This window comes from Treponema sp. OMZ 799, assembly GCF_024181365.1.
Classification (GTDB): Bacteria; Spirochaetota; Spirochaetia; order Treponematales; family Treponemataceae; genus Treponema_B.
On sequence record NZ_CP051301.1, the window covers coordinates 1,223,449 to 1,247,887 of the forward strand.

Below are 24,439 nucleotides of genomic sequence, written 5' to 3' on the forward strand. Positions count from 1 at the left end.
AAGGCTTTGATTTTGTGTATATTCATTGCGGAAGCAGATGGGGTCTGGTGGCTCCCGCGGTCTTCAAAACCGTAGGTTGCATAATTCGCAATGGCAGGTTCGATTCCTGCCTCTTCCGTCCTTTCTACCGGCTAAAACTAATTTTTATCAAGGTAGTTGATTTTTTTCTCATAATAATCCATAATTATCCCCATGAAAAGAAAATTAGTAACCTCGGCTTTGCCTTATGTAAACAATTTTCCCCATCTGGGAAATTTAATTCAAGTATTATCCGCTGATGTATTTGCACGCTTTTGCCGCCTAAAAGAATATGAAACCCTGTATATTTGCGGCACCGATGAATATGGAACTGCAACCGAAACAAAGGCTGCAGAAGAAAATAAGAGCCCCGAAGAGCTCTGTTCATTCTATCACGCTATCCATGCGGATATCTACAACTGGTTCAATATTGCTTTCGACTACTTTGGAAGAACTTCAACCCCCCAGCAAACAGAAATAACTCAGGGAATTTTTAATGACCTCGATAAAAACGGCTATATTACCGAACACACAATAGAGCAGCTTTACTGCCCCTCATGTAAGCGTTTTTTGGCCGACCGCTATGTGCTGGGTACCTGCCCCTCCTGTTCCTATGACGGAGCAAGGGGCGATCAGTGCGAGCATTGCGGAAAGCTCTTAGATCCTACCGATTTAAAAGAGCCGCGTTGTTCTTCCTGCGGGGCTTCGCCTGAACTGCGCTCTACAACCCATCTTTATATAAACCTTCCTAAAATCGTACCCGAATACGAAAAATGGATGCCTAAGACGGCAGAGGAGGGCAAATGGTCAAACAACGCCCTTCAAATGTCAAAAAGCTGGCTGCGCGACGGGCTTCAGGAAAGGGCTATCACAAGGGATCTTAAATGGGGAATCCCCGTACCCAAAAAAGGCTTTGAAGACAAGGTCTTTTATGTATGGTTTGACGCACCCATAGGCTATATTTCCATTACAAAGTGCTGGGCCGACCTTGCAGGCAAGGATTGGAAGGCTTGGTGGCTTGATCAAAAAGACGTTGAACTTTTTCAGTTTATCGGAAAGGACAATATCCCCTTCCACACGGTAATCTTCCCCTGTTCTCTTCTGGGCTCAGGCAAAGACTGGACAAAACTCTTTCATATGTCGGGAACCGAATACCTCAATTACGAGAACGGTAAGTTCTCAAAATCTAAGGGCGTGGGCGTTTTCGGAAACGATGCCAAAGAATCCGGCATCCCTGCCGATATGTGGAGGTTCTACATCTTTTATAACCGCCCCGAAAAGAACGACACCCGGTTTACATGGAAGGATTTTCAAGAAAGCGTAAACAGCGAGCTTATCGGAAACCTCTGCAATCTTGTAAACAGGACAGCTACCTTCGTTCACCGTTACTATGAGGGTAAAATACCTCAAGTTGACGGAGCAAAATCGGCTCGGGAAGACATAAGAAATATGGTACAATCTTTAAGAGAGGCAGCCTCTGCAAGCTTTAAAAAGATAACCTGCCTTTCCGACTGGGCGGAGCTTAGGGATTCCTTCCATGAGGTCTTTGCTCTTTCTTCCGTTGCAAACAAGGCCTTTCAGGATGGAGAGCCTTGGAAGAGGCGCGAAACCGATCCCGAATATGCCGAGGCCCTTATGGCTGAACTTTGCTACCTCATAAAGGATATTTTAATCTTAATTCATCCCTACATGCCCCAATACGCCGATCAGGCCGCAGGCTTTTTCGGTCAAAAGATTTGGTCCGGCAACATATTTGACGGCAAGGCCCCGCAATTCAATAAGCCTGACGGAGCTTTCCTTACATGGAAAAATTTGGGCGAAAGGGGAGGGCTTAAAACAATAGAAAGCCCAGTCATCATCTTTAAAACCCTTGAAAATAAGGCCATAGATGCTTACAGGGAGCGTTATTCGGGAAGTCAAAAGGACAGAAAAAAATCGGAAGAAGGCTGTTCTTCAAAAGCCGATAAAAAATCAGGCTCCTCAAAGTCCGATGCTCCTGCCGCATCCGAAAAAGAAGAAAAACTCTCTCCTGCAGAGCTCTTTTCAAAGAAGATTGCCTTAAAAACGGCTAAGGTAGTTTCTGTTGAAAGGCATCCCGATGCGGATAAGCTCTACATCGAAAAGCTCGATGACGGCTCAGGAGAAGAGCGAACAATCCTTTCAGGTCTCGTTCCCTTTTTAAAAGAAGACGAAATCTTGGGAAAAACCGTCATAATTGCCGACAACCTAAAACCTCGAAAAATGCGCGGTATCGAATCTAGGGGAATGCTTTTGGCGGCAAGCTGGTATGATGAAGAAGAAAAAGAACATGTCGAACTTCTCCAAGCTCCTTGGGCGGCTCCCGGCACTCCCGTAATCCTTGAAGGCGATGCCGACACTTCCGATCCTGAGGCAGTAAAAGCCTTTTATACACAAAAGCCTGCTGCAATAGATGCCGACACCTTCTTTGCCGCTCCAATATTGATAGAAGATTATATTCCTAAAATTGAGGGCAAAAAACTTTTAGTTGCCGGAAAAGAAATGAAGCTTGAAAAGGTAAAAACCGGAGAAGCCGGCTAGGCCGGTTATCGTTAAAAAAGGGATGCTCCTTTCGGAAAGCATCCCTTTTGTTTTAAGTCTTAACCGAATAAAAACATCGATATAAGATAGTAGGCTAAAAGGCAGATTACAGCGATAGGCACTAAGGTAGTAAAAGCTGCAATTATTATTGCAAGAAAATCTCCTTTTTCAAGAGGCTGATTTTCTCTAAGCTCATTTAGCTCTTCCATTTCTTCTATAGCTTGCCGTTTGCCGGATTTTAAGCTATGTTCATTATTTCTAAAAAACATTACAGTTCGGCTCCGCTAAAGTGACAGGCTACAAAATGTCCCGGCTTTTCTTCCTTAAATTGAGGAATTTCGCGTTTGCATATATCCTTTGCAATAGGGCACCGTGTATGGAATTTACAGCCTGTGGGCGTAATAATGTTGGATGGAATATCTCCTTCCAATAGAATTCGCCTCTTTGTCCTCATCTTCTGCAAGTCAGTTTCGGGAATTGCCGAAAGAAGAACCTTTGTATAAGGATGAAGAGGATTAGCGTATAATTCTTTCTTATCGGTAAATTCGACCATATTCCCCAAATACATAACACCTATTCTGTCGCTTATGTGCTTTACAACCGAAAGGTCATGCGAAATAAACAAATAGGATAGGTGGAATTCCTTTTGCAAGTCATTTAGAAGGTTGATGATCTGAGATTGGATTGATACGTCCAAGGCAGAAACCGCCTCATCGCATACTATGAATTTAGGCTTTAAGGCCAGGGCTCGGGCTATACCGACACGCTGCCTTTGACCGCCTGAAAATTCGTGAGGATACCTGTAAATCATGTAATCTGCCAAACCGCAGGTATTCATTATCTTCTTTACATATTTTTCGTATTCGGGATCTTTCTTTTTGAACATTCCGTGTTCAAGTAAGGCCTCTCCTATGATCTGTCCTACAGTCATCTTAGGATTAAGAGAGGAGTAGGGGTCTTGGAAGATAATCTGCATTTTTTTTCTTAAGGGCATCATTTGAGTCACAGTATAATTTGTAATGTTTTCACCCTCAAAAAAGATTTCGCCGGCAGTCGGTTTATATAGCTTGAGGATTGTTCGTCCTAGGGTTGATTTTCCGCAGCCTGATTCGCCTACAAGGCCTACGGTTTCTCCTTCGTATATAACAAGGTCTATACCGTCATTGGCTATTACGCATAGGTGCTGACCGTGCAGAGCCGAGTATGTTTCATAGTCCAAAACGAGGTCTGTAAGCTCCTTGCCGAGATCCTTACCGCTTTTATGCATATCGACAAGCTGATGTATATCCGCCTCAGCATTGAACATTTTTTTGTAAAGTTCTATAGCTTCGTTTGCTGTTCTTTTGAGATTTTTCCTCTCATTGCGTGTTTTTCCGGTAGGAAAATACTGTTTAAGGCCCCGAGTTTCCAATAATATCTTACTCATGTCTACCTCCTGATTTCGGATAAAAGCATCTGATTAAGTGTCCTTCTTCTACTTCAACCAATTCGGGCTTTTCGTTTCGGCATTTGTCGGTTGCATACTCACATCTTGTCGAAAATCTGCATCCCTTGGGAAGTTTAAGAGGATGCGGTACACTTCCCTGAATTTGAGCGAGATATTCTACTTCTTCATCCAACAGAGGGATTGACTCAAGTAAGCCTTCCTTGTACGGATGAGAGAATTGAGTTTTTCGGTCAAAGATAACATCTACGGGAGCTCTTTCAACGATTTCTCCTGTGTACATTACGGCAACATCATCGGCTAATTCTGCAATAGCTCCTAAGTCATGGGTTATAAACATGATGGCCGTGTTGTGCTTTTTCTTTAAATCGTTCATCAACTTAAAGATCTGGGCCTGTATCGTAACATCAAGGGCTGTTGTAGGCTCGTCAGCTATCAAAAGGCGGGGCTCACAAGCCAATGCCATTGCAATCATTACACGCTGCCTCATTCCTCCCGAAAGCTGGAAGGGGTAGTTGTAAACTACATTTTCAGGGTTAGGGATTTTTACTTCCCGCAAAAGATCTATGGCGGCATTCCAAGCCTCTTTTTTCGACATATGCTGATGAAGGATTAAGGGTTCACTAAGCTGCCTGCCTACCCTGTGAACAGGGTTAAGAGAGGTCATGGGTTCTTGAAATATCATGGATATGTCGTTACCCCTTATCTTTCTTATTTCTTTTTTGCCGAAATTTACAAGGTTTTTTCCTTCAAAATTTATTTCTCCTTGAACAATGCGTCCGGGATATTCCAATAAATTGAGAATACTGAATGCAGTAATAGACTTGCCGGAACCTGATTCTCCTACTATTCCTAAGGTTTTACCGGCTTCAATAGTAAAATCTACACCTTGAACGGCTTTTACCGTACCCTTGTTTGTAAAAAAGTATGTATGTAAATTTTTAACTTCAAGCAGGGGTTTTTTCATATAGCCGCCTCCTTTACCGCTTGTTTAGCTTGTTTTACAAGAGCCTTTTCTTCTTTGCGTCTGGCTCTGGCTTCTTTTCTCTGTTTTTTTGTTGTATATTCTGCTTTCGGGTCGATAGAATCTCTAAGCCCTTCGCCTACGAGATTTATACTCATTATAAACAAAAAGAGCATTGTTCCGGGAAATACCCAAATCCACCAAAAGGCTCTAAGGTTTGTGCTGTTTTCTGCAGCCTTGGATAAAAGAGCTCCCCATGTCGGAATAGGTTCGGTTACAGATAAGTTTAAAAATGATAAGAAAGATTCGGTTAAAATTGAGGAAGCAAAGGTAAGGGTTGCCGATACTACAACAGTCGGCAATACATTGGGAACAAGGTGGCGTAAAATTTGGTTCCGTCTTTTTATACCTAATGCCCTTGTGGCTACAATAAATTCCTGCTCTCTTAGTGCTAGGATTTGCCCCCGTATCAAGCGGGCAAGTCCTGTCCAGCTTAAAAGTCCTAAGATTATAACTATTACATATAGCCTGAACTCAGGCGGACTTTCTCTGAATATTGCCGAAATTGTATAGGCAATCGCCAAGAATGGGAATGAGGAAAGTATTTCTATAAGCCTCATAATAATATTATCAACCCGTCCGCCGAAAAAACCGGCAATTGCACCCATGGTTAAACCTATAGTTACTCCCATAAATGTGGATAAAAAACCTACTTGTAAAGAAATCCATCCGCCTTCAAGAACTCTCATAAAGGTGTCTCTTCCGTATTTATCTGTTCCGAACGGATGTGCCCAAGATGGGGGATTATTTCTCAATGTAGGATCGGTTTTTGCAAAGTCATAGCCTGTGAATTTGGTGTAAAAATGCGTTACTATAACAAGGAGAACTATAGTAACAAACATATAAAAGCCTATCATTGCAAGCCTGTTATTTTTGAATTTGATCCTTATTTGTTGTGTCGGGGATAGAATAACCTCATCTTTTTCGCTGAAATTTTTGTCTTCGTTAGCCATTTTTAAACCTTTCCTTCCCGAATTCTCGGATCTACAATCATATATCCTACATCTATAAATATATTTCCTAATAATGTAAGAAGCCCAAAGAACAATAGAACAGTCTGCAATACAGCCCTGTCCTTAAAGCCGTATGCATAATTCATCAGTAATCCCATTCCGGGGTATGCAAATATTTTTTCGACAACTATAGAACCGCCGAAAAGGCCGGGGATGTATAAACCTATGAGGGTAACAACCGGTATCAATGCATTTTGGAAGGCGTGTCTATATATAACTATCTTTTCTGCAAGACCCTTTGCTCTTGCCGTCCTTATATAATCGGATTTTAAGATTTCTATCATAGCTGATCTTATGTATCTTATAAGACCTACAAGGGAGGTAAGAACGACTACTGTTACCGGCAGTATTATATAATGCCAGTCAGGCAGAACTCCTCTTGGATCCGACATCCCGGAAAAAGGCAGAATTTTCATAAAAATAACGAATATCATAATTAAAAGCAATGCCAAAAAAAACGAAGGCAGAGATATTCCTATTATTGTAAGCACCGTTACGATTTTATCAAAAAAGCTGTTCTTTTTTACGGCTGCCGTAATTCCAAGCGGAATTGAAATTAAAAAGGCTAAAAGAAAGCCTCTTATATTTATTTTAAAAGATCTTCCTATATAAGTTCCGATAAATTCATTTACCGGTTTATTGTATTTTACCGAATAACCGAATTCTCCCCTGAATGTATCTCCCATCCATAAAAAATACCTTTCAATGGGCCCTTTATCATATCCTAAAAATTTTCTCATGTTTTCTACATAAAGCGTTTTTTCTTCAGGTGTCATAGCCTTGGTCTTTTCCGGATCAAGCATCGCCAGAATAGGGTCTCCCGGCATCAGGTTAATAAGTATAAAGATCGCAATCGACATAATTATTAATACGGGGATGATTGATACTAAACGCTTGAAGATATATCGAATATATGGAAAAAGGATTTCAAACAGCGACTTTGAACCGCTGACACTATTATTTGCCATAAAATCTCCTTTAGGTAAAAAATAAGACCTCCCGATTAAAAATAAACAAGAGGTCTTATGATTAAATTAAACAATCAGTAATGCCCTAATTATTTTTTCCAGTTAGCATTAGGTAATGCTCTTGCCCATCTCCACAAAGCGTTTGTATGGAAGTTTTCGAGCTTATCTGTGAAAAAGTCAAAATAATTATTTGAGTAAACGGGAATAACAGGAACTTCTTTGTTCATTGCTACTACAAATTTTCTCCAGTTTGCCCTATACTCATCTCTTCCCGTTACGGGGTTAGCATTTTCGATGTCGTCAAGAAGCTGATCCCATTCTGCAGGGGTATAGGAAGAACCGCCCGAGAACATTACATTGTTGCTTGAAGCCTGTCCCCAGGGCATAATAAGTTTTGTTCCATAGTCAGCTTTAGGATTGGCTTTGAGAACATAGCTTACACCGCCTACAAAAGCGTGGTACATTCTTTCTTCTTCGGTGTCTCCTGTCCAGTGGCTGTACATTACGGGCCAGTCAAGACCTGTTAACGATACTTTAAAAGCTAGCTTTGAAACATAGGCTTCGTTAAATACTAGGTTGTATGTATCCGACCAGAAAGGTGTGTAAGTTACCTTGATTTCAAGGGGTTTTCCTTCCCAGAGATAGCCTGATTTTGCGTTACCTGTAAGTTTTGCATAATCACCGTCTGTTCTTGCAGCAGCCTTATCAAGGAGTTCGTTAGCCTTTGCAATGTTTGCAGCTTCATCGAATTTACCGTCTTTATCCAAGATATCATAGCTGGTTAATGTGCTTTCAAATTTACCTACGGCAGCAGTACCTATAAGGTTTTTTTCATCATCATCCCACAATACCCAGTCGTTTTTGGAATAGGGTCCGTTGGATGCAATACCATATTGGCCTAAGAAAAGCTCGATAATTTTCGGTCTGTTAAGAACATAGGCAAAAGCCTGTCTTACTTCAGTAAGGGCTGTGGGGCCGAAGTTACAGTGCAAGGCTATTGTTCCTCCTCCGTGCCTATAGTAGTTTGTATAAGCAAAACCGGGCTTGTCTTTTACTGCATCGATTTTTTCAGCCTGTCCCTGTTGTGTAAGCATGTCTACCTCTCCCTGCATGAGCTGATCAAGTTCAGTTTCGCTGGGAACAACCTTAACGATAACTTCCTTAATAGCGGGGGCTTTTCCTAGGTAGTCTTTAAAGGCTTCCAATTTAACATACTCGCCTTCTTTGTATTCGACCATCTTGTAGGGGCCGTAACCGATGGGCTTTGATATGTTCTTTTTAACATATTGCTGAACGGTAAGACCTTCTTCCTTTGCTCCCTTTTTAAAGGTTTCTTCCGGGAAGATGTAGTAACCGAATACGGCTGTGTCGATGGTGTAACTTGCCTTTTTAAGATGGAAAGTTACGGTATTTGCAGCTTCATCAATATCGATTTTTTCAACATAATCGTTAATGGTTGAAGTTCCGCCTGTATCGCCCAAAGCCTTGGTATCCATGTAAAACTCATAGGTAAATTTTACATCGCTTGCAGTTAAAGCCTCACCGTTATGGAATTTTGCACCCTTTACAAGTTTGTAAGTCCATGTTAGAAGGTCATCGCTTACCTTTTTTTCGGCAACGAGGGGAGAGTCGATTATTTGACCTTCAGGTGTGTCTTCGATAAGACCAAATGCCCAAACCAGTATTCGAATATCGTTGTCATAAGATGAATTTGTCCAGCCTGAATAAAAATCTCCGTTAAATTCGGCTGTAGCGATAACGATTGGTTTTTCGTTTGTCTTAGCTGCTGTACTGTTTCCTCCGCATGCTATCAAGGAAAAAGCGAGCACCAGTGTTACAATTAACACCATAAATTTTTTCATAGTGTCCTCCAAATATTTTATTGTCGGTAATAAAAATCACCGCTCGGTATTGTATCATAAAATAATGAATGTGTAAAGATTAAGACAAAAAAAAACGGCAAATATAGAAAAAAATATTTGACAAATGGAAAAATATGTGCTTTAATATTAGACAGGTGTTTAATACGCACAGTAAAACAATTAGGAGGAATTTAATGAAAAGTTTTGTTAAATTTTTATCGTGTATGCTTGCAGTGGCTTTGGTATTTACTGCATGCGGAGGCGGCGCCGGAACTGCCGCAGGCGGCAAAAGCCCGGTAAAAAACGGTACCTATGTGGATAAGGTTATCTACTCTGTAAGTACCGACCAGACAGTTGCCTTAAAAGATGTTATTGAGGGAAAGGCCGATCTCATGTTTACCTCTGTTCCGCCCGTACTTTTGTCAGGTTTAAGCGATGAAGACAGAGATAAGATAGATGTTTATCCTGTTTCGACTGGTTATTGGTCTATTCTATTTAACCCCATTCCTAACAAGGCTCCCTATGTTTGGAAGACTGAAGCCGGTGAGGAAATGTTTAACCCCGTTGCCATCAAGGAAGTCCGATATGCCTTTAACTGGTTAATCAACCGAAAAAAATTGGTAGATGAGCTTCTTCTGGGCGAAGGCTCTCCTATGTACACTCCCTGTACTGTAGGTCTTCCCGGAGCATACCGCTACAATATTTTGGCTTCAAAATTCGGTATTACAGAGACCGGTGATGAGCAAAAAGCAATCAACATGATCGAAGATGCTATGAAAAAGGCTTCTGAAATTGCTGAAAACAAGGGAAAGCTTGTAAAAGAAAACGGAAAATGGATGTATAAAGGTAAGCCTGTTACAATCAAATCAATTATGCGTGTTGACGATCCTACAGGCCGTCTCCCTGCTGCCCGCTATATCCATGCACAAATCGAAAAAGCCGGTCTTACAGTTGAACCCTTTGAGCGTGACAGAAAAACAGCCGGTGCCATTGTTTACGGCGGAAACCCTGCCAACTATGATTGGACCATGTACCTTGAAGGCTGGGGCTCAGGCGGTTTCTATGTAACATGGGAAACTCCTCTTTGCCAGATGTATACTCCCTTCTATGGTTACATGCCCGGAGGCGGAGAAGCCGAATTCTGGAATTATACAAACGAGAAACTTGATGTTTTAGGTAAAAAGGCTGCTTATGGACAGTATCTGACTGCCGAAGAGTTCTTTAAAGAAACTAATGAAATGTGTGCTATGGGTATGAGTGAGGCTATACGTGTTTATGTTGCTTCACAAAATGACCTTTATGTTGCTAACAAGGCAAGATTTAACTCACGCCTCTTCTACGGAACCTCTGACGGCTTTAACGGCTGGACTGTAAGATGTGCAGATGTTAAGCCCGATGCTGACGGTCCCTATAAGGGTAAGAGAATTTTGCGTGTATTGCAGTATTCGGCTCAAGGTTCCTTGTTTATGTCGGAATGGGATCCTGTAGGCGGTCAAGGCTTTAGCGATACTTACAGCTCTGCCTTTACAAATACAGTTACCGATCGTGCAAGTTTTGATAATCCTGCTGTAGGACGCTTGGAATTTGCTATGTCAACTGTTGATGTTGCAGGTGCAAAATTTGCTCCCAAATTTGTTCCTACCGGCAAGAAAACCGATGAAGGTGATGATGAGCTTGAAATGGGCGGCGATATTCCCGTTCCTGCTGAGGCCGTTATGTATGATACAGCTTCAAAAAAATGGGTTCCTGCCAAATCCGGACAGTCAGTTGCAACAGCTGCAACAGGTAAACTTGTGGACGGATACTACTGGCATCACGGCGAACCTGTAGATATTAACGATGTTCGATATGCCTTTGCCTTTGCTTATGAATGGGCTATTCAAGACGGAGAAGGCGATCTTTACTATGATGCACCTTTAAGCGGTGTTACCCTTCCCAGTCTTAAAAACACAAAGGGTATAGTGTTTAATAAGGATGGTTCAATTACTACTTATAGCAACTTCTTCCATGCTCCTATACCTAGAGATACAGCTATCAGTGTAGGCGGTTTGAGCGTAAAGGCTGCTAACCCCGGACGAAGAACAAACGTACCTTGGGAAATTTATGAAGCCTTGGCAGAAATGGTAGTACACGGCTCAAAGAGCGGAACTGTTTATAACTTTGCAAAGGACGGCGGAGAGCGCGGTGTAGAAGCAAACGTTAAAAATCCTGATGCCCTTGCAGATATCAAGGCTAAATTGGAAGAATTTGTTGCTTCAAAACATATTCCTCTATCCTTAAAAGGTTTTATAAATGAAGACTATGCCGTTAAGAGATACAAGGCTTCTATTGCATTTATCGAAAAATACGGAAATGCCTATATCACAACAGGCCCCTTAATGTTCGAAAAAATCGATCCTATTACAAGCTCCGTTGTATTGACAAACTTCGATAAGTATCCCTATAAGAGCGACTACTTCCCGAATATGTTTAGAACAGATCTTACCGAAATTCAATATATCAAGGCTCCTGTGGCGCCTTCAGCCGACAAGGATGCCGTATTTGAAGTTACGGTTTCTAAGTATGCATATCCTGAAGTTGAAAGAGTACCTCTAGATAAGGGAAATGTTGAAGGCCGTCTCCAGCTTCCTTCAGGCGGAGAAAAGGTTTATCCTGCTAAATCAATCGGCGGCGGTAAATTCACAATTACCGTACCTGCCTCCGACTTAGCTACATTTGAAAAAGGCGTAGAGTACATAATGGTCGTATTAACCTCGATCTCTGATGAGCCTCCTTCAGCTAATTCGGCAAGCCTTACAATTCTTAAATAAGGTTAAGATTTTAGTTTAAATCGAGATGCCTTGAAGCCCTAAAGGGCTTTGAGGCGTTTTCGGCTTTTTTAAAACCGGCAAAATAAAAATACTCGTTTTGCCGAAAAAGCCGGCAAGGCCGTTTTGACGGCCGCGTGCCTTGAGCTCAAGCCTAAATTTTGTAGGAGACTTTTATGTACAAGTGGTATGCACTTAAACGTATTTTACGCGGTGTAATAATATATTCCATTCTTATTTTTATTTTTTCTTTTTTGTTTAATCAGATAAATGAAAAGGTTCAGCGCAGCCAGATAGCCGAAATAGTCCGTGCTGAAGCAAAGGGTCTAAAAAATATGACTGCCGAACAGATAATGATGTGGCGTAAAGACCAAGAATTAACCCTTATTAAACAATATAAATTAGACAGACCCCTAGTTGAGCGTGTTTTAAATAACGCAAAGAGGGTTCTGACCTTTGATTTTGGTAAATCGACAACGATTAAATCCTTAACCGGTTCTCAAGATGTTATTAAAATACTCGGTGAGGCAATCCCCAGGACCCTTCTCCTGTTTACGACTGCCTTCGTAATTAATACGCTGATTGGTTTAGCCTTGGGTTTAAAAAAAGCCCAAAAGCCGGGAGGCAAATTAGATAAGGTAACAAGTTTGATCACCCTTATCATTTACGGTATGCCCAGCTGGTGGCTTGCAATGCTTTTAATATTTTTGTTTGTTTATACCATTCCGATTTTTCCATCGGGAGGAGTAAACTCGGTTCCCGTTCCGGAAGGAATTTGGTTTGTTTTTGATAGAATTAAGCATCTTGCTCTTCCTATTCTTACCTTGGTTTTCTTAGGTTTTTGGAGTACGGCTTATGTTATCCGAAACCTTGTATTAGGTACCTTACAGGAAGATTTTATAATGAGTGCAAGGGCTAGAGGTATCCCTGAAAAGAAGGTTCTTCACGGTCATACTTTGCGCACCTGTGCCCCTCCCTTGGTGACAATGATTTTATTATCATTTTTGGCCTCAATGTCAGGAAGTATTATATTTGAAGGTATTTTTTCTTGGCCGGGACTAGGTCAGCTGTATTGGATCGCTGTTCAGCAAAACGATATCCCTGTCTTAATGGGCGACTTAGCTATAACTACAGGGCTTTATCAAGCAGGTCTTATAATTCTTGATTTGATTTACGGCTTTTTAGACCCGCGTATAAAAGTTGGAGGCAAGGCATGATGCAGAATTTCATTGATAGATTTAAAGAATTTTGGGATGACTTTAAAAAAGAAAAAATAGGTATAGTTGCTATAGTTCTTTTGGGTTTACTTGTACTTTTGATTATACTTGAACCTATTGTTTTACCTTTTAAAGGAACGAACGATAATTGGCATAATATTTCGTATTGGGAAGATAATCCTGCTTCCGCTCCTCCCATATGGTCCGAACTTTTTAGTTCAAAAAAGTCGGCTAGGACGATTCAGCTTACTGAAGCCGAAATAACGGAAGAAAACTCGGATCATTTCGGTTCTGCTGTAGTATATAGCTTTAAATATAACTATAAATATGATAAAAATCCCAACAACATTATTTTTAGGGCTGAACTTACAGGTGATGTAATAATGAGTATGGATGTTATCCGTCCGGATGGCAGTCATATAGAGCTTGGGGTATTTCAAAAAGGAAATTTAAAAGATCATCATAGCCGCTTTTCTGTTTTAACAGATGCGAAATCCACGATGCAGCAATTTGCAGCCTCTTATGGTGCAACTTCCACCTCGGGAAATGCAAATCCTGTTCAGCTTTTGTTCTCTGAAGCTTCAAAGACTATGTACAGGGATAAAAAGCCTTTAAAAGGAGAATATGTTTTTAAATTCGTTGTTCCGAAAGATGTTGCAAATAATCAGGCAAACAAGATTGAAAATCCAAGAGTGATAGTTCCCGGCTCCGTTTCGGGGCTTTTGGGTACCGACTTAAATAAAAGGGATGTTTTTTCGGGTGTTATGGCCGGTTTAAAATGGGCTCTTTTAATAGGTCTTGTAGCAAGTATTATTTCGGTTTTGGTAGGAGTTATGTACGGTATTATAAGTGCCTACTTCGGCGGAAAGGTTGATACGGTTATGATGTTCATCTTTGAAATAGTAGTATCTGTTCCAATCATTCCTATATTGATTGTGTCTGCTGCCGTTTTTAAACCGAGTATATGGATGATAATCCTAGCCCTTATTATCTTCGGCTGGACCGGTTCGGTAAAGACTGTCCGATCCATGGCCTTGCAGATAAAAGAAGAAACCTATATTGAGGCTGCAAAGGCCTTAGGGGCCGGAAAATGGAGAATCATCCTTAAACATATCGCTCCTCTTCTTTTACCTTACTCCTTTGCAATTATGGCAAGTTCTGTACCCGGTGCAATTATCTTTGAATCTTCTCTTTCTCTTTTAGGTTTGGGAGATCCTTCTATTGTAACCTGGGGGCAAATTCTTCACGATGCCCAGACTTCGGGCGCAACCTTAAACGGCCTATGGTGGTGGATTATTCCTCCGGGCCTTTTTATAGCCCTTTTAGGTATGATATTCGCATTCTTAGGCTTTGCAATGGATAAGATTCTGCATCCTAAACTAAGGACAAGGTAAGGAGGTTTTAATATGGAAAATAAAGAAGTAGTTCTTGACGTAAAAAACTTGAGATTGTACTATCACACCTCCGCAGGTATAGTAAAAGCCTTGGATGATGTGAGTTTTCAGCTCCATGCCGGTGAAACGCTTGGGCTTGTAGGCGAATCGGGCTGCGGTAAAACCACAACCGGTATGGCTCTGCTTAAAATGCCCTCTCCTCCCGGCAGGGTAGAAGAGAATTCTCAAATTATAATCAATGGAAGGGATATTGTTCCCCTTTCCGATTCGGAAATAAGAAAAAATGTCCGCTGGCAGGAAATTTCGATGGTCTTCCAAGGCGCTATGAACAGTTTGACTCCGGTTTACACAATCGGAAAGCAGATGCTTGAGACCTTAAGGGAACATAAGGAAATGGGCGATAAAGAGGCTCAAGATCTTATGGAAGAATACCTTGGCTATGTAGGTCTTCCGCCTGAGGTCTTAAACCGCTATCCTCACGAGCTTTCAGGAGGAATGAAGCAAAGGGTTGTTATAGCAAGCGGCTTATTCCTAAAGCCTAAACTTGTTATCTTGGATGAACCTACCACAGCCCTCGACGTTATCGTTCAGGCCCAGATCATAAATCTTTTAAAAGAATTAAAACAAAAATTTAAGCTTTCGTTTATATTTATTACCCATGATCTTTCTCTTGAAGCCGAGATTTCGGATAGAATTTGTGTTATGTATGCAGGAAAAATTGCCGAACTTGGAACTAACGAGCAGATATACGGTAAGGAGCCTCTGCATCCGTATACACAAAAGCTTTTACAGGCAACGCCTCTTTTGAGAAAGAGAGTGAGCGAGCTTTCCTATATTCCGGGAACTCCGCCGGATCTTATTTCTCCGCCTAAGGGCTGCCGCTTTAATCCGAGGTGCCATTGTACAATGGATAAATGCTTTGAAGTTGAACCTCCGCTTATTGAGGTTGAACCGGGACATCAAGTAGCATGCTGGAGGTGTGTAAAATGAGCGATAACGAAAAAAAGATAGATCCTAATGACTATGTTCTTGAACTCTTAAATATAAAAAAATATTTTGAGCCCCATCAAGGTTTGGTCCAAAGTCTTTCTAAGGGAAAGGCAAAAAAAATAAAGGCCGTAGATAATGTTACCCTGCGTCTAAGGAGGGGTGAAATATTCGGGCTTATAGGGGAATCCGGCTCCGGTAAGACTACGATAGGAAAGATAGCCATGAAGCTTCACACGCCTACCGAAGGTACAATCCTATACAATGGAGAAGATGTTACAAACAGCGATAAGGAAAAGACGGCCGTTTACCGCCGCCGTGTACAGATGATTTTCCAAGACCCTTATGCTTCAATGAATCCTCGTTTTAAAATAAGGGATGTAATGGAGGAACCTCTGATTATCCACAAGATTAAGGGAACCAGGGCAGAAAATGATGAAAAAATCATACAGGCAATTTCGGAAGTAAAGCTTAACCCGCCTGAGGAATTTATGACAAGGTATCCTCACATGCTTTCGGGCGGTCAAAGACAGCGTATAGCTACGGCAAGAACCCTTATCCTAAACCCCGAGGTTATAGTTGCCGATGAGCCTGTTTCGATGATTGACCTTTCAACCCGTGCCGAAATTCTTCATATGATGAGGGACGTTCAAAGGAAGCTGGGGCTTACCTATCTTTATATTACTCATGACCTTTCAACTGCAAGGTATTTTACCGACAGAATAGCGGTTATGTATCTTGGCCGAATTGTCGAGATGGGTGATGCCGATGATGTTATAGATAACCCCATGCATCCTTATACTCAGGCCTTGATTGAGGCTGTTCCTGAGCCTAAGCCGGGAATGCTTGAGGTAATTAAAAAACTCCCCATTTCGGGAGAAATTCCTTCTCCTGCAAACATTCCGCAAGGCTGCCGCTTCCATACAAGATGTCCCTATGCGGATGAAACCTGTTCTTCTATGGAAGAACCTTCTTTGACGGATATAGGAAAGGGGCATTTTCATGCCTGCCGAAAGGCTGACGAGATTAAGGAAAAGCAAAACAAGGAGCAAAAATAAACTTAATTCTCTTGAGTAAATGCATTTCTTATGATATATTTAAGCTGCGGGTTACTTTTTAATCCGCAGCTTTTATTTTATGGAGGTATTAATTTTTATGGAAGCAAAAAAACTGACAGAAACCGTATATTGTATTCATGCCGATATTCATGATAGAACTGCACGCTTTGAAGGCATATGGCTATTGCCTCACGGCGTTTCTATAAATTCTTATGTTGTAAGGGGTGAAAAAACAGCCCTTATCGATATCGTAAAGGATTGGGACGGCTCGGTAGATTCTTACCGAAAGCAGCTGGAATCCATAGGACTTTCTTTTTCTTCTTTTGATTATGTAATCCTAAACCATCTTGAGCCCGACCATGCCGACCTTATCAATCTTGTAAGGGAAGAAAACCCAAGAGCCGAAATCTTGGCTTCTACGAAGGGGGCCGCCCTTGTCGAAAACTTTTTTAAGATAAAAGAGGGGGTAAGGGCCGTAAAGGACGGAGAGGTTTTGGATTTAGGCGGAGGAAAAAAGCTCGTCTTCTATGAAACTCCCAATATCCACTGGCCCGAGACAATGATGACCTATGACCCGGACGATAAAATTTTATTTTCCTGCGATGCCTTCGGTTCTTACGGCTGCATAGGCGAAAAAATATTCGATGATCAGCACACGGAAGATGAGCTTAAATTTTTTGAAAACGAGGCCCTCAGGTACTACGCCAACATTGTTGCAAGCTTCAGTACCTTTGTAAACAAGGGTATAGAAAAACTCGGTTCCCTTGAGCTTAAATTTATCTGCCCGAGTCACGGTTTGGTTTGGAGGGGAAATCCTGCCAGAATCGTAAACCTCTATAAAAAATTTGCAGATTACAATACCGGAGACGGAAGCGGGCTGGAAAAAACTATCTGCATTATTTGGGGCTCTATGTACGGCTACACCAAGGACGGCTTGGATGCGGTTATTGAGGGCATAAATGAAGAGGGTGTTGAATACTCGATTTACCGAATACCAGATACTGACGCAACCTTTATTTTAGGCGAGGCTTATCGCTCGGCAGGGCTCTTGCTGGCTATGCCGACATACGAATACAAGATGTTCCCGCCTATGGCTCATATTCTTGACCTCTTTGAAAGAAAGCACTTTGTCAATAAAAAGGTATTCCGTATAGGAAGCTGGGGCTGGGTTGGAGGCGCCAAAAAAGAGTATGAAACCCGTATCGAAAAATTTAAGTGGACCAATATCGAATCCCATGAATGGCAGGGCAAGATAAGCGATGAAGATAAACGCATATTAAAAGAAAGAGGAAGAGAATTGGCGAAGGCTGTAAAAAACGGAGCCATATCTTGACATATTCGTACATTTAGTGCAAAATATTTGAGCTCATTTTGTTTTTTAGTATATTGAGTTTAAATATTTAGTGAGGTGGATTATTGGCAAGCGAAATTTTGACTATTGAAGAAGTGGCCCGTTATTTGCGTGTTTCCGAAAGAACCGTCTACGAGTGGGCGCAAAAGGGTGAAATACCTGCCGGAAAGATCGGGACGGTCTGGCGTTTTAAAAAAGATGATATTGAAAGCTGGGTGGATGAGCGCTTAGCCTCTTCAAAAACTTCAGCTCCTAAACAGCATAAAATAGCAACGGAAAATGTTTTGTCGCCCGATAGGGTTGTCCTTTTAGATTATGCTTCAAAACATGACGTCTTGGTTATGATGGCTGAAGTTTTGGCTAAGGCTCCTCAGGTAAAAAATTCTGCCGAGCTTTTGGATTCCATACTAAAGAGGGAAGCCCTTATGTCAACGGCTGTAGGAAGAGGAATTGCCATTCCCCATGTGAGGCTTTCTTCCGTAACCGACTTGGTTATGGCTGTGGGTGTTTCTAAGAGGGATATTTTAGATTTTGATGCTATTGACGGGAATCCCGTACGGCTGGTCTTCATGATTGCCGCTGCAAACAACCAGCACGATTATTATTTGCAGACTATTTCTCATTTTAGCGCAAAGCTGCGTAATGACGAACCTAAAAGCCGCCTCTTAAATTCTACCGATCCAATGGAGATTTACGCCATCTTGTGCGAATAGGATGCTGTTTTGATGGAATCCGGGGCTTTTTTAGGTCTTCCAAATTATGACTCTCCGGCAGAACTCAAGGCTCTTTTAGAAAGCCTGGGTTTTGCCATGCAAAAAAAATTCGGACAAAATTTTTTGATCGATAAAAAGACCCGTGAGAACCTGGTTTCCTTTTTGGATATCGATGAGGGAACAAGGATTTGGGAGGTAGGCCCTGGCCTCGGAGCTATGGCTGCTCTTCTTTTAGAAAAAGGCGCTTTTCTTACAGCCTTTGAAATAGATAAGGGCTTTATCTCCCTTTTAAAAAAAATCTTTTCGGAAAAAGGGCGGAATTTTACTCTTATCGAAGGAGATGTTCAAAAAAACTGGCTCCCTTATCTAAAAGAACATGGGAAACCCGATATCTTTTTCGGTAATCTTCCGTATAACATAGCTTCCGAATTGATTGCTTCTACGGTAGAAGCCGGAGTTGTTTTTGATACCATGCTTTTTACAGTACAAAAAGAGGCTGCCGAAAGGATTATTGCAAGGCCCAATCAAAAAAACTATACGGCATTTTCGGTGCTTTGTTCCTTGTTTTATGAGTGCAAAATTTTAAAGACAATCCCCGCTTCAGCCTTTTGGCCCCAACCCAATGTAGAGTCTGCAACTGTCTTGTTTAAGGCAAAAAAAGATTTTGCTGAATATAAAAACTATAAGCTTTTTATCAAAATAGTAAAGGCTCTTTTTTCTTCGCGCCGAAAAAATATAAAAAATAACTTGGGGGGTTGGATGAAATCAAACGGATATGGGGATAAGATCGAGCTTGTTTTACAAAAAGCCGAATTAAACGGAAATTTAAGAGCCGAGTCCTTGACCCTATATGATTTTTTGCTCTTATCTGATATAATCTCTTCTTTGGATAAATAAATGAAGCATACAAAAAAAATTGCTTGTTTGATTTTCTTTGTTTCTCTTTTTTCGGTTTTCCCCATTTATGCGGATGACTCCAAGGTTTCAAGAACTCCCGACCCCTATGGAGCCGAGGAATTTAAGCAGTGGCAAAAGGATTTGCGCCGTTTTGAGATTATAACCTTCGGAGCCCTGCCCTTTGTTTCGCTTTTGTCCTTTTGGGCCTATGACATAAGCCGTTCAATCATACATAAGGGTGATCCTGCCTATAATCCGTGGCCGATTAAAGATGCCAAAATTGCAGTAAAACTTACCGAAAAAGAGCAGCGCAATATTTTTTTTACGGCTATAGGAATCTCTTTGGCTGTTGCCGTTATCGATTTAACCTACCGCTCAATTAAAAGGGCTAATGAAAAAAAACTTGAGCAACAAAATGAAGATGCAGCTATCGTTTTGATTCCGCTTGAAGAAAATAAAAGTTTAAACCTTGAGGAAGCTGAAAATTTAAAAGCTGAGGATGCCGATGGCTCCCGGTAAAAGTCTTGTTTGTAGATCAATATCCGAAAAATTTAAGGTTGAAGGCCTTGTCTCTCCTTGCAGGATTGATGTTTATTGTACAGAAAGGCTAAAAAATTTAAGCCGCTCTCAATTAAAGACAGGTCTAAAGTCTCTCCATGTAAATTCACAAAAAGCTAAACTTTCCCGCAATGTTCAAAACGGGGACCTGATTGAGCTTGTTTGGGATAATCCGGTTCCCGAATATGCCGGGCCTCAAAAAATACCTCTAAGGGTAATTTATGAAGATGAGAACATACTGGTTATAAACAAGGAAAGGGGAATGGTAACCCATCCTGCAGGCGGAAATTGGGATAATACCCTTGTAAATGCCTTAAATTATTACAGGCTCTATGATTCCAAAATCAAGGATGAGTTTTCAATAATTCTTAGCGGTTTGCTGAGCCAAGAAGATTTTTTGCCGCAAGAATGTTTTTTTAAAAATATTGAGAGTTTTCCCTCAGATCCTTACCGCATGGGTATTGTCCACCGTCTGGATAAGGAAACTTCAGGGCTTATAATTACCGCAAGAAATTTAAAAACCGAAAAACTTTTAAAATCTTTTTTTAAAAAGAGGATGGTAAAAAAATATTATCTTGCAATCCTTGACGGTGCTCCGCCTAAAACCAAGGGCCGGATAAAAACTTCGGTTTTTCGATCTTCTTCAGACAGAAAAAAATTTAGGGCCTCTGCCGACTTGTCTAAGGGAAAGAAGGCTCTTTCATCATATAAGGTGCTGAAGTCCAACGGAAGGATGTCCTTGGTTCTTTTTAGAATTTACACAGGCCGCACCCATCAAATCCGTTTGCATGCAAAATTTATGGGCTGCCCTGTTGCAGGCGATAAGGTTTACGGCAAAAGAAAAGATACTCCTATGATGCTGCACGCTTATAAGCTTGTAATTCCTCAAGCCGTAAATTCAAAAAAAGAATTTACGGCACCTATACCGAATGATTTTAAACAAATACTTATACGGGAGGCTCTATGCTGATTAATTGTGAATTTTCTTTCCAAGCTGAGGCGGTTTTTGAAAATGAAGCTTATGCCGTTCTATATAAACCACGCGGAATGCCTACTGCTCCTCTCGCAGAAAATGAAGAAGGAACCTTGGTTTCGTGGTTTTTAAAAAGATGTCCTGAAGCTTCTTCGGTAAGGGGTAAAAAGGATATTGAAGCCGGCCTTATTCACAGGCTCGATACGGCAACAAGCGGCTTGGTGCTGATTGCAAAAAATCAAGAAAGCTATGATGCCTTAAATTTAATGCAGGCAAATAATTTGATAAAAAAAACATATGCCGCTTTTACGGACGTTGACAGAGATGCGGACTTAAATCCGGATTTTTCTCAGTCTAACCTTCCGTATAGAATTTCAAGCCAGTTTAGAAGCTACGGCCCCAAGGGAAAAAAGGTCCTTCCGGTTTTTTACGGTATGAGAGATTTTTGTTCTACAGCAAAAATCTATACGACAAATATTATCGAAATAACTAATTTTCCGCCTAAGGATAATTCCATTCCGATGGTAACATGTACCTTAAATCAAGGCTTTAGGCATCAGGTAAGGGCTCACCTTGCTTCCATAGGGCTGCCTATTTACGGAGACCCCTTATACAACGGAAAGTTCAAAGATTTTCCGCAAGAAAAAATAGATGAGCACTCCTATCCCTTGCAGCTATATGCCGTATGTCTTTCCTTCCCTGAGCCTAAAAAAAACTTTAAGCTTGATGATCCAAAAGAGTATGTATCCTTTTCGCTTCAGCCGCCAGATAAAATGATCCTGTAATCAAAAGAGGCCTGTTTTTTTTGCGAGATTCGATAATTTCTTTTTTTATTACGGCCTCATAGTCTGCATTTTTTTCTATAATACATGCCGAACCCTTTAGGGCTTCTTGGAAGGCTTTGTAGCTTAAATCGGGATTGCTTTTTTTTGCCGCTCCCGGAATCGTGATAACTATTTTTGTAAAATGATCCTTAAAAAACGGCACCATATCCTTTACGTTTTTGTCTTCTGCACAGGCAAAGATGAGAGTGCCTTTTTCTTTTACAAGTGCGGTATAAGTGCTCATGCAAAGGCCGATGCTGTTTTTGGTATGCGCTCCGTCGATTATGATTTCAGGCTTATCCGAAAGCAGCTCAAAGCGGGCAGGGAGCCACGCCTTTGAAAGTCCCCTTTCGATAATTGCTTCATCCATTTCGGGAAATAGATATTTGATTGTACAGGCTGCAAGGGCTGCATTTTCTGCCTGAATGCAGTCAAGGAGTTTTAGGTTTGAGCTGATAGGCCTTTTAAACTGCTTGCTTAAATTATGCGAATCTTGAAAGTTAATATCTATTTTTAAGCCCGCCTTTGAAAGGCTGTAGCTCACAGGTTCTTTTACGATTTCGGGGGTATAAAAAAATTCCGCATTCAGCTCGGCCGCTCTTTTTTTAAAGACCCTTAATGCCTCATCAGGCTGCTTACAGCAAAAGACGGGAGTGTTTTGCTTGATGATTCCTGCTTTTTCAAAGGCTATTTTTTCTATCGTGTCTCCAAGATATTGGGTGTGCTCAAGCTCAATGGGCGTTAAAACGCAGGCGCTTGGTTTTAGGATGTTGGTCATATCCAGCCTTCCTCCCATACCTGTTTCGATAACGGCCCAATCCGTTTTTTGCATACTGAAAAGCAAGAAGGCGGTAACCGTAACTATTTCGAACCAGCCCGGGTCTATTTCCGGCTCTTTTTTGAGGATGGCATCAAAGCCTTCGATAATTTTTTTATAAGCAGAAGAGTAGGCCTCGTCATCAAAGAAGCTTCCGGCCTCGGTCATCCTCTCTCTAAAGTCCGACACATGAGGGGAGGTGTAAAGGCCTGTTTTTTTTCCGGCTTCTTTTAAGATGGATGCAATCATGGCAGAAACGGAACCCTTTCCCTTTGAGCCTGCAATATGCACCGATAAAAAATCGTCTTGAGGATTGCCGAAAAAATCGGCGAATTTCCTCATTTTTTTGAGATTATTTTCATTCTTATGCGCATTTCTTTCATAATTTATAAAGGCATCCAGCCATGTACTGAATTTATCCGTATTCATAAGGCACCTCTTGTTTCGGCTCATGTTTAAAACCCTATTGCTAAAAAACAGAATATAGAATATTATATATATATGTGTCAAGTTATTCTACCCGATAATTTAAAAGGCTTTAAGATTTATATGATCGGTATTAAGGGTACGGGAATGACGGCTTTGGCGGAAATTTTGGTTTCGCGGGGAGCTGTTGTTTCAGGAAGTGATGTGCCTGAAAATTTTTATACTGATACTGCTTTAAAGAAACTTAATATAGATATTTTTTCTCCGTTTTCTCCCGATAATATCCCCGATGGTGTGGGGCTTGTTATCTATTCGGCTGCCTATTCTCCCGAAAATAATGAAGAAATGTATGAGATAGAACAAAGAGACCTCCCTAAGATGTCATATCCTGAAGCAATAGGGGCCTTGTCCCGGCATTCCTATTCTTGCGGCATTGCAGGCGTTCAGGGAAAGACAAGTACAACGGGCATTACCGGTTCTATCTTAAAAGAATTAAAGCTGCCGGTTTCGGTGCTGGCCGGAAGCGTGATAAAGAGTTTCGGCGATTCATGCACGATGCTTGCAGGTTCAAAATACTTTGTTGCCGAAACTTGCGAATATAAAAGGCATTTTTTAAACTTTTACCCTAAAAAGATAATTTTAACGGGTATTGAGCCCGATCATCAAGATTATTATCCGACCTATGAGTCTATATTAACCGCCTTTTTGCAGTATATAGACAGACTTCCGCAATTTAGCGAACTTTTTTATTGTGCAGATGATGAAGGCGCTTGCGAGGCTGCCCGTTTAAGTTTTTCGAGCAGGCCCGATCTTATCTTTATTCCCTATGGGGAAAAGGCTACGGGCGATTATAAACTTACCGTTTTAGGCGTCCGAGATGAAAAACTATATTTTTCTCTTGCCGGTTTTTCGGGAGAGTTTTATCTTCAGATTCCGGGAAAGCACAATGCCTTAAATGCAGCGGCTGCAACAGCCCTCGCTGTGAGTCTTTTAAAAGAAGAATACGGCGAAATTTCTATGGCCAATGTTTCTGCCATAAAAAAGGCTATATCTTCCTATGCCGGAGCAAAGAGGCGTACCGAGTTAATAGGCAAGATAGAATCTAAGGATATCTTGGTTTACGATGACTATGCACATCATCCCACGGCCATTAAGTCTTTATTGAGCGGCTTACGTCAATTTTATCCGAAAAGACGGATAATTGCAGACTTTATGTCTCATACCTATTCCCGAACCGAGGCTCTTTTGGAAGAATTTGCTTCTTGTTTTGGAGATGCCGACATGGTGATTTTGCATAAGATTTTCAGTTCTGCGCGAGAACAATACCGGGGGCAGGTAGATGCAGAGCTCCTTTTTACCCGCACAAAAAAATACCATAAAAATGTCTTTTTCTTTAATGAGGTCTTGGATGCAAAGAAATTTGTTTCAGAAAAATTAAGACCGGGGGACATTTTTATTACGATCGGCGCCGGGGATAACTATGTTTTGGGAACCGAAATCTTAAAGGATTTGAATTCTTAATCAAGATG

Annotated in this window: 20 protein-coding genes and 1 tRNA gene; 14 read left to right on the forward strand and 7 right to left on the reverse strand. The window is 41.2% G+C overall.

The window, feature by feature from the left end:
• The first annotated feature begins 29 nt into the window (after positions 1-29).
• Positions 30-118, forward strand: a tRNA-Sec gene (locus E4O04_RS05500).
• A gap of 74 nt (positions 119-192) precedes the next feature.
• On the forward strand, positions 193-2,577 hold the full coding sequence (gene metG / locus E4O04_RS05505; RefSeq protein ID WP_253710454.1) for a methionine--tRNA ligase: 2,385 nt from the start codon (positions 193-195) through the stop codon (positions 2,575-2,577).
• 59 nt (positions 2,578-2,636) lie between these two features.
• On the opposite strand, the gene E4O04_RS05510 is transcribed toward metG, so the two are convergent.
• The 6 genes from E4O04_RS05510 to E4O04_RS05535 all read right to left on the reverse strand — a co-directional run bounded on the left by E4O04_RS05510 (position 2,637) and on the right by E4O04_RS05535 (position 8,888).
• The gene (locus E4O04_RS05510) at positions 2,637-2,846 is read right to left on the reverse strand and encodes a hypothetical protein (protein ID WP_253676956.1); all 210 of its coding nucleotides are present in this window, start codon (positions 2,844-2,846) and stop codon (positions 2,637-2,639) included.
• Positions 2,846-4,003 (reverse strand): ABC transporter ATP-binding protein, encoded by a 1,158-nt coding sequence (locus E4O04_RS05515; protein WP_253710456.1) that lies wholly within the window; start codon positions 4,001-4,003, stop codon positions 2,846-2,848. Before E4O04_RS05515 ends, E4O04_RS05510 begins: the two co-directional genes overlap by 1 nt.
• Positions 3,996-4,988: an ABC transporter ATP-binding protein gene (locus E4O04_RS05520; RefSeq protein ID WP_253676954.1), complete on the reverse strand. Its 993-nt coding sequence runs from the start codon at positions 4,986-4,988 to the stop codon at positions 3,996-3,998. The genes E4O04_RS05515 and E4O04_RS05520 overlap by 8 nt, the downstream gene beginning before the upstream one ends.
• Positions 4,985-5,998 carry an ABC transporter permease gene (locus E4O04_RS05525; RefSeq protein ID WP_253684959.1) on the reverse strand — a complete coding sequence of 338 codons (1,014 nt, stop codon included), beginning with the start codon at positions 5,996-5,998 and terminating at the stop codon, positions 4,985-4,987. The genes E4O04_RS05520 and E4O04_RS05525 overlap by 4 nt, the downstream gene beginning before the upstream one ends.
• A gap of 2 nt (positions 5,999-6,000) precedes the next feature.
• Entirely contained in the window at positions 6,001-7,026 is a 1,026-nt protein-coding gene (locus E4O04_RS05530; protein WP_253710458.1) for an ABC transporter permease, read from the reverse strand.
• Positions 7,027-7,115: 89 nt separating this feature from the next.
• Entirely contained in the window at positions 7,116-8,888 is a 1,773-nt protein-coding gene (locus E4O04_RS05535; protein ID WP_253710459.1) for an ABC transporter substrate-binding protein, read from the reverse strand.
• Positions 8,889-9,082: 194 nt separating this feature from the next.
• Between E4O04_RS05535 and E4O04_RS05540 the strand changes: the two genes are divergently transcribed.
• The 11 genes from E4O04_RS05540 to E4O04_RS05590 all read left to right on the forward strand — a co-directional run bounded on the left by E4O04_RS05540 (position 9,083) and on the right by E4O04_RS05590 (position 21,628).
• The gene (locus E4O04_RS05540) at positions 9,083-11,698 is read left to right on the forward strand and encodes an ABC transporter substrate-binding protein (protein WP_253710461.1); all 2,616 of its coding nucleotides are present in this window, start codon (positions 9,083-9,085) and stop codon (positions 11,696-11,698) included.
• Between the two features lie 173 nt (positions 11,699-11,871).
• A complete protein-coding gene (locus E4O04_RS05545; protein WP_253684955.1) occupies positions 11,872-12,912 on the forward strand; it encodes an ABC transporter permease in 1,041 nt (346 codons plus the stop codon).
• Positions 12,912-14,306, forward strand: a complete 1,395-nt coding sequence (locus E4O04_RS05550; protein WP_371921971.1) for an ABC transporter permease — start codon at positions 12,912-12,914, stop codon at positions 14,304-14,306. Before E4O04_RS05545 ends, E4O04_RS05550 begins: the two co-directional genes overlap by 1 nt.
• Positions 14,307-14,318: 12 nt before the next feature.
• On the forward strand, positions 14,319-15,296 hold the full coding sequence (locus tag E4O04_RS05555; protein ID WP_253684953.1) for an ABC transporter ATP-binding protein: 978 nt from the start codon (positions 14,319-14,321) through the stop codon (positions 15,294-15,296).
• Positions 15,293-16,351 (forward strand): ABC transporter ATP-binding protein, encoded by a 1,059-nt coding sequence (locus tag E4O04_RS05560; RefSeq protein WP_253684952.1) that lies wholly within the window; start codon positions 15,293-15,295, stop codon positions 16,349-16,351. The genes E4O04_RS05555 and E4O04_RS05560 overlap by 4 nt, the downstream gene beginning before the upstream one ends.
• 97 nt (positions 16,352-16,448) lie before the next feature.
• Positions 16,449-17,684, forward strand: coding sequence for an FprA family A-type flavoprotein (locus E4O04_RS05565; protein ID WP_253684951.1), 1,236 nt, complete (start codon positions 16,449-16,451; stop codon positions 17,682-17,684).
• Positions 17,685-17,767: 83 nt separating this feature from the next.
• Entirely contained in the window at positions 17,768-18,415 is a 648-nt protein-coding gene (locus E4O04_RS05570) for a PTS sugar transporter subunit IIA (RefSeq protein WP_253710463.1), read from the forward strand.
• Between the two features lie 12 nt (positions 18,416-18,427).
• Positions 18,428-19,312: a 16S rRNA (adenine(1518)-N(6)/adenine(1519)-N(6))-dimethyltransferase RsmA gene (gene rsmA, locus E4O04_RS05575; RefSeq protein ID WP_253684949.1), complete on the forward strand. Its 885-nt coding sequence runs from the start codon at positions 18,428-18,430 to the stop codon at positions 19,310-19,312.
• Positions 19,313-19,831 (forward strand): hypothetical protein, encoded by a 519-nt coding sequence (locus E4O04_RS05580; protein ID WP_253684948.1) that lies wholly within the window; start codon positions 19,313-19,315, stop codon positions 19,829-19,831. It abuts the gene before it with no gap.
• Positions 19,818-20,840, forward strand: coding sequence for an RluA family pseudouridine synthase (locus E4O04_RS05585; protein ID WP_253684947.1), 1,023 nt, complete (start codon positions 19,818-19,820; stop codon positions 20,838-20,840). Before E4O04_RS05580 ends, E4O04_RS05585 begins: the two co-directional genes overlap by 14 nt.
• Positions 20,834-21,628, forward strand: coding sequence for a pseudouridine synthase family protein (locus tag E4O04_RS05590; RefSeq protein ID WP_253684946.1), 795 nt, complete (start codon positions 20,834-20,836; stop codon positions 21,626-21,628). The genes E4O04_RS05585 and E4O04_RS05590 overlap by 7 nt, the downstream gene beginning before the upstream one ends.
• Here E4O04_RS05590 and E4O04_RS05595 read toward each other — a convergent pair.
• Positions 21,561-22,913: a bifunctional folylpolyglutamate synthase/dihydrofolate synthase gene (locus E4O04_RS05595; protein ID WP_253710465.1), complete on the reverse strand. Its 1,353-nt coding sequence runs from the start codon at positions 22,911-22,913 to the stop codon at positions 21,561-21,563. The two genes, E4O04_RS05590 and E4O04_RS05595, sit on opposite strands and share 68 nt — an antisense overlap.
• A gap of 72 nt (positions 22,914-22,985) precedes the next feature.
• Between E4O04_RS05595 and murC the strand changes: the two genes are divergently transcribed.
• Positions 22,986-24,431 (forward strand): UDP-N-acetylmuramate--L-alanine ligase, encoded by a 1,446-nt coding sequence (murC, locus tag E4O04_RS05600; RefSeq protein ID WP_253710466.1) that lies wholly within the window; start codon positions 22,986-22,988, stop codon positions 24,429-24,431.
• The last annotated feature ends 8 nt before the right edge of the window (positions 24,432-24,439 follow it).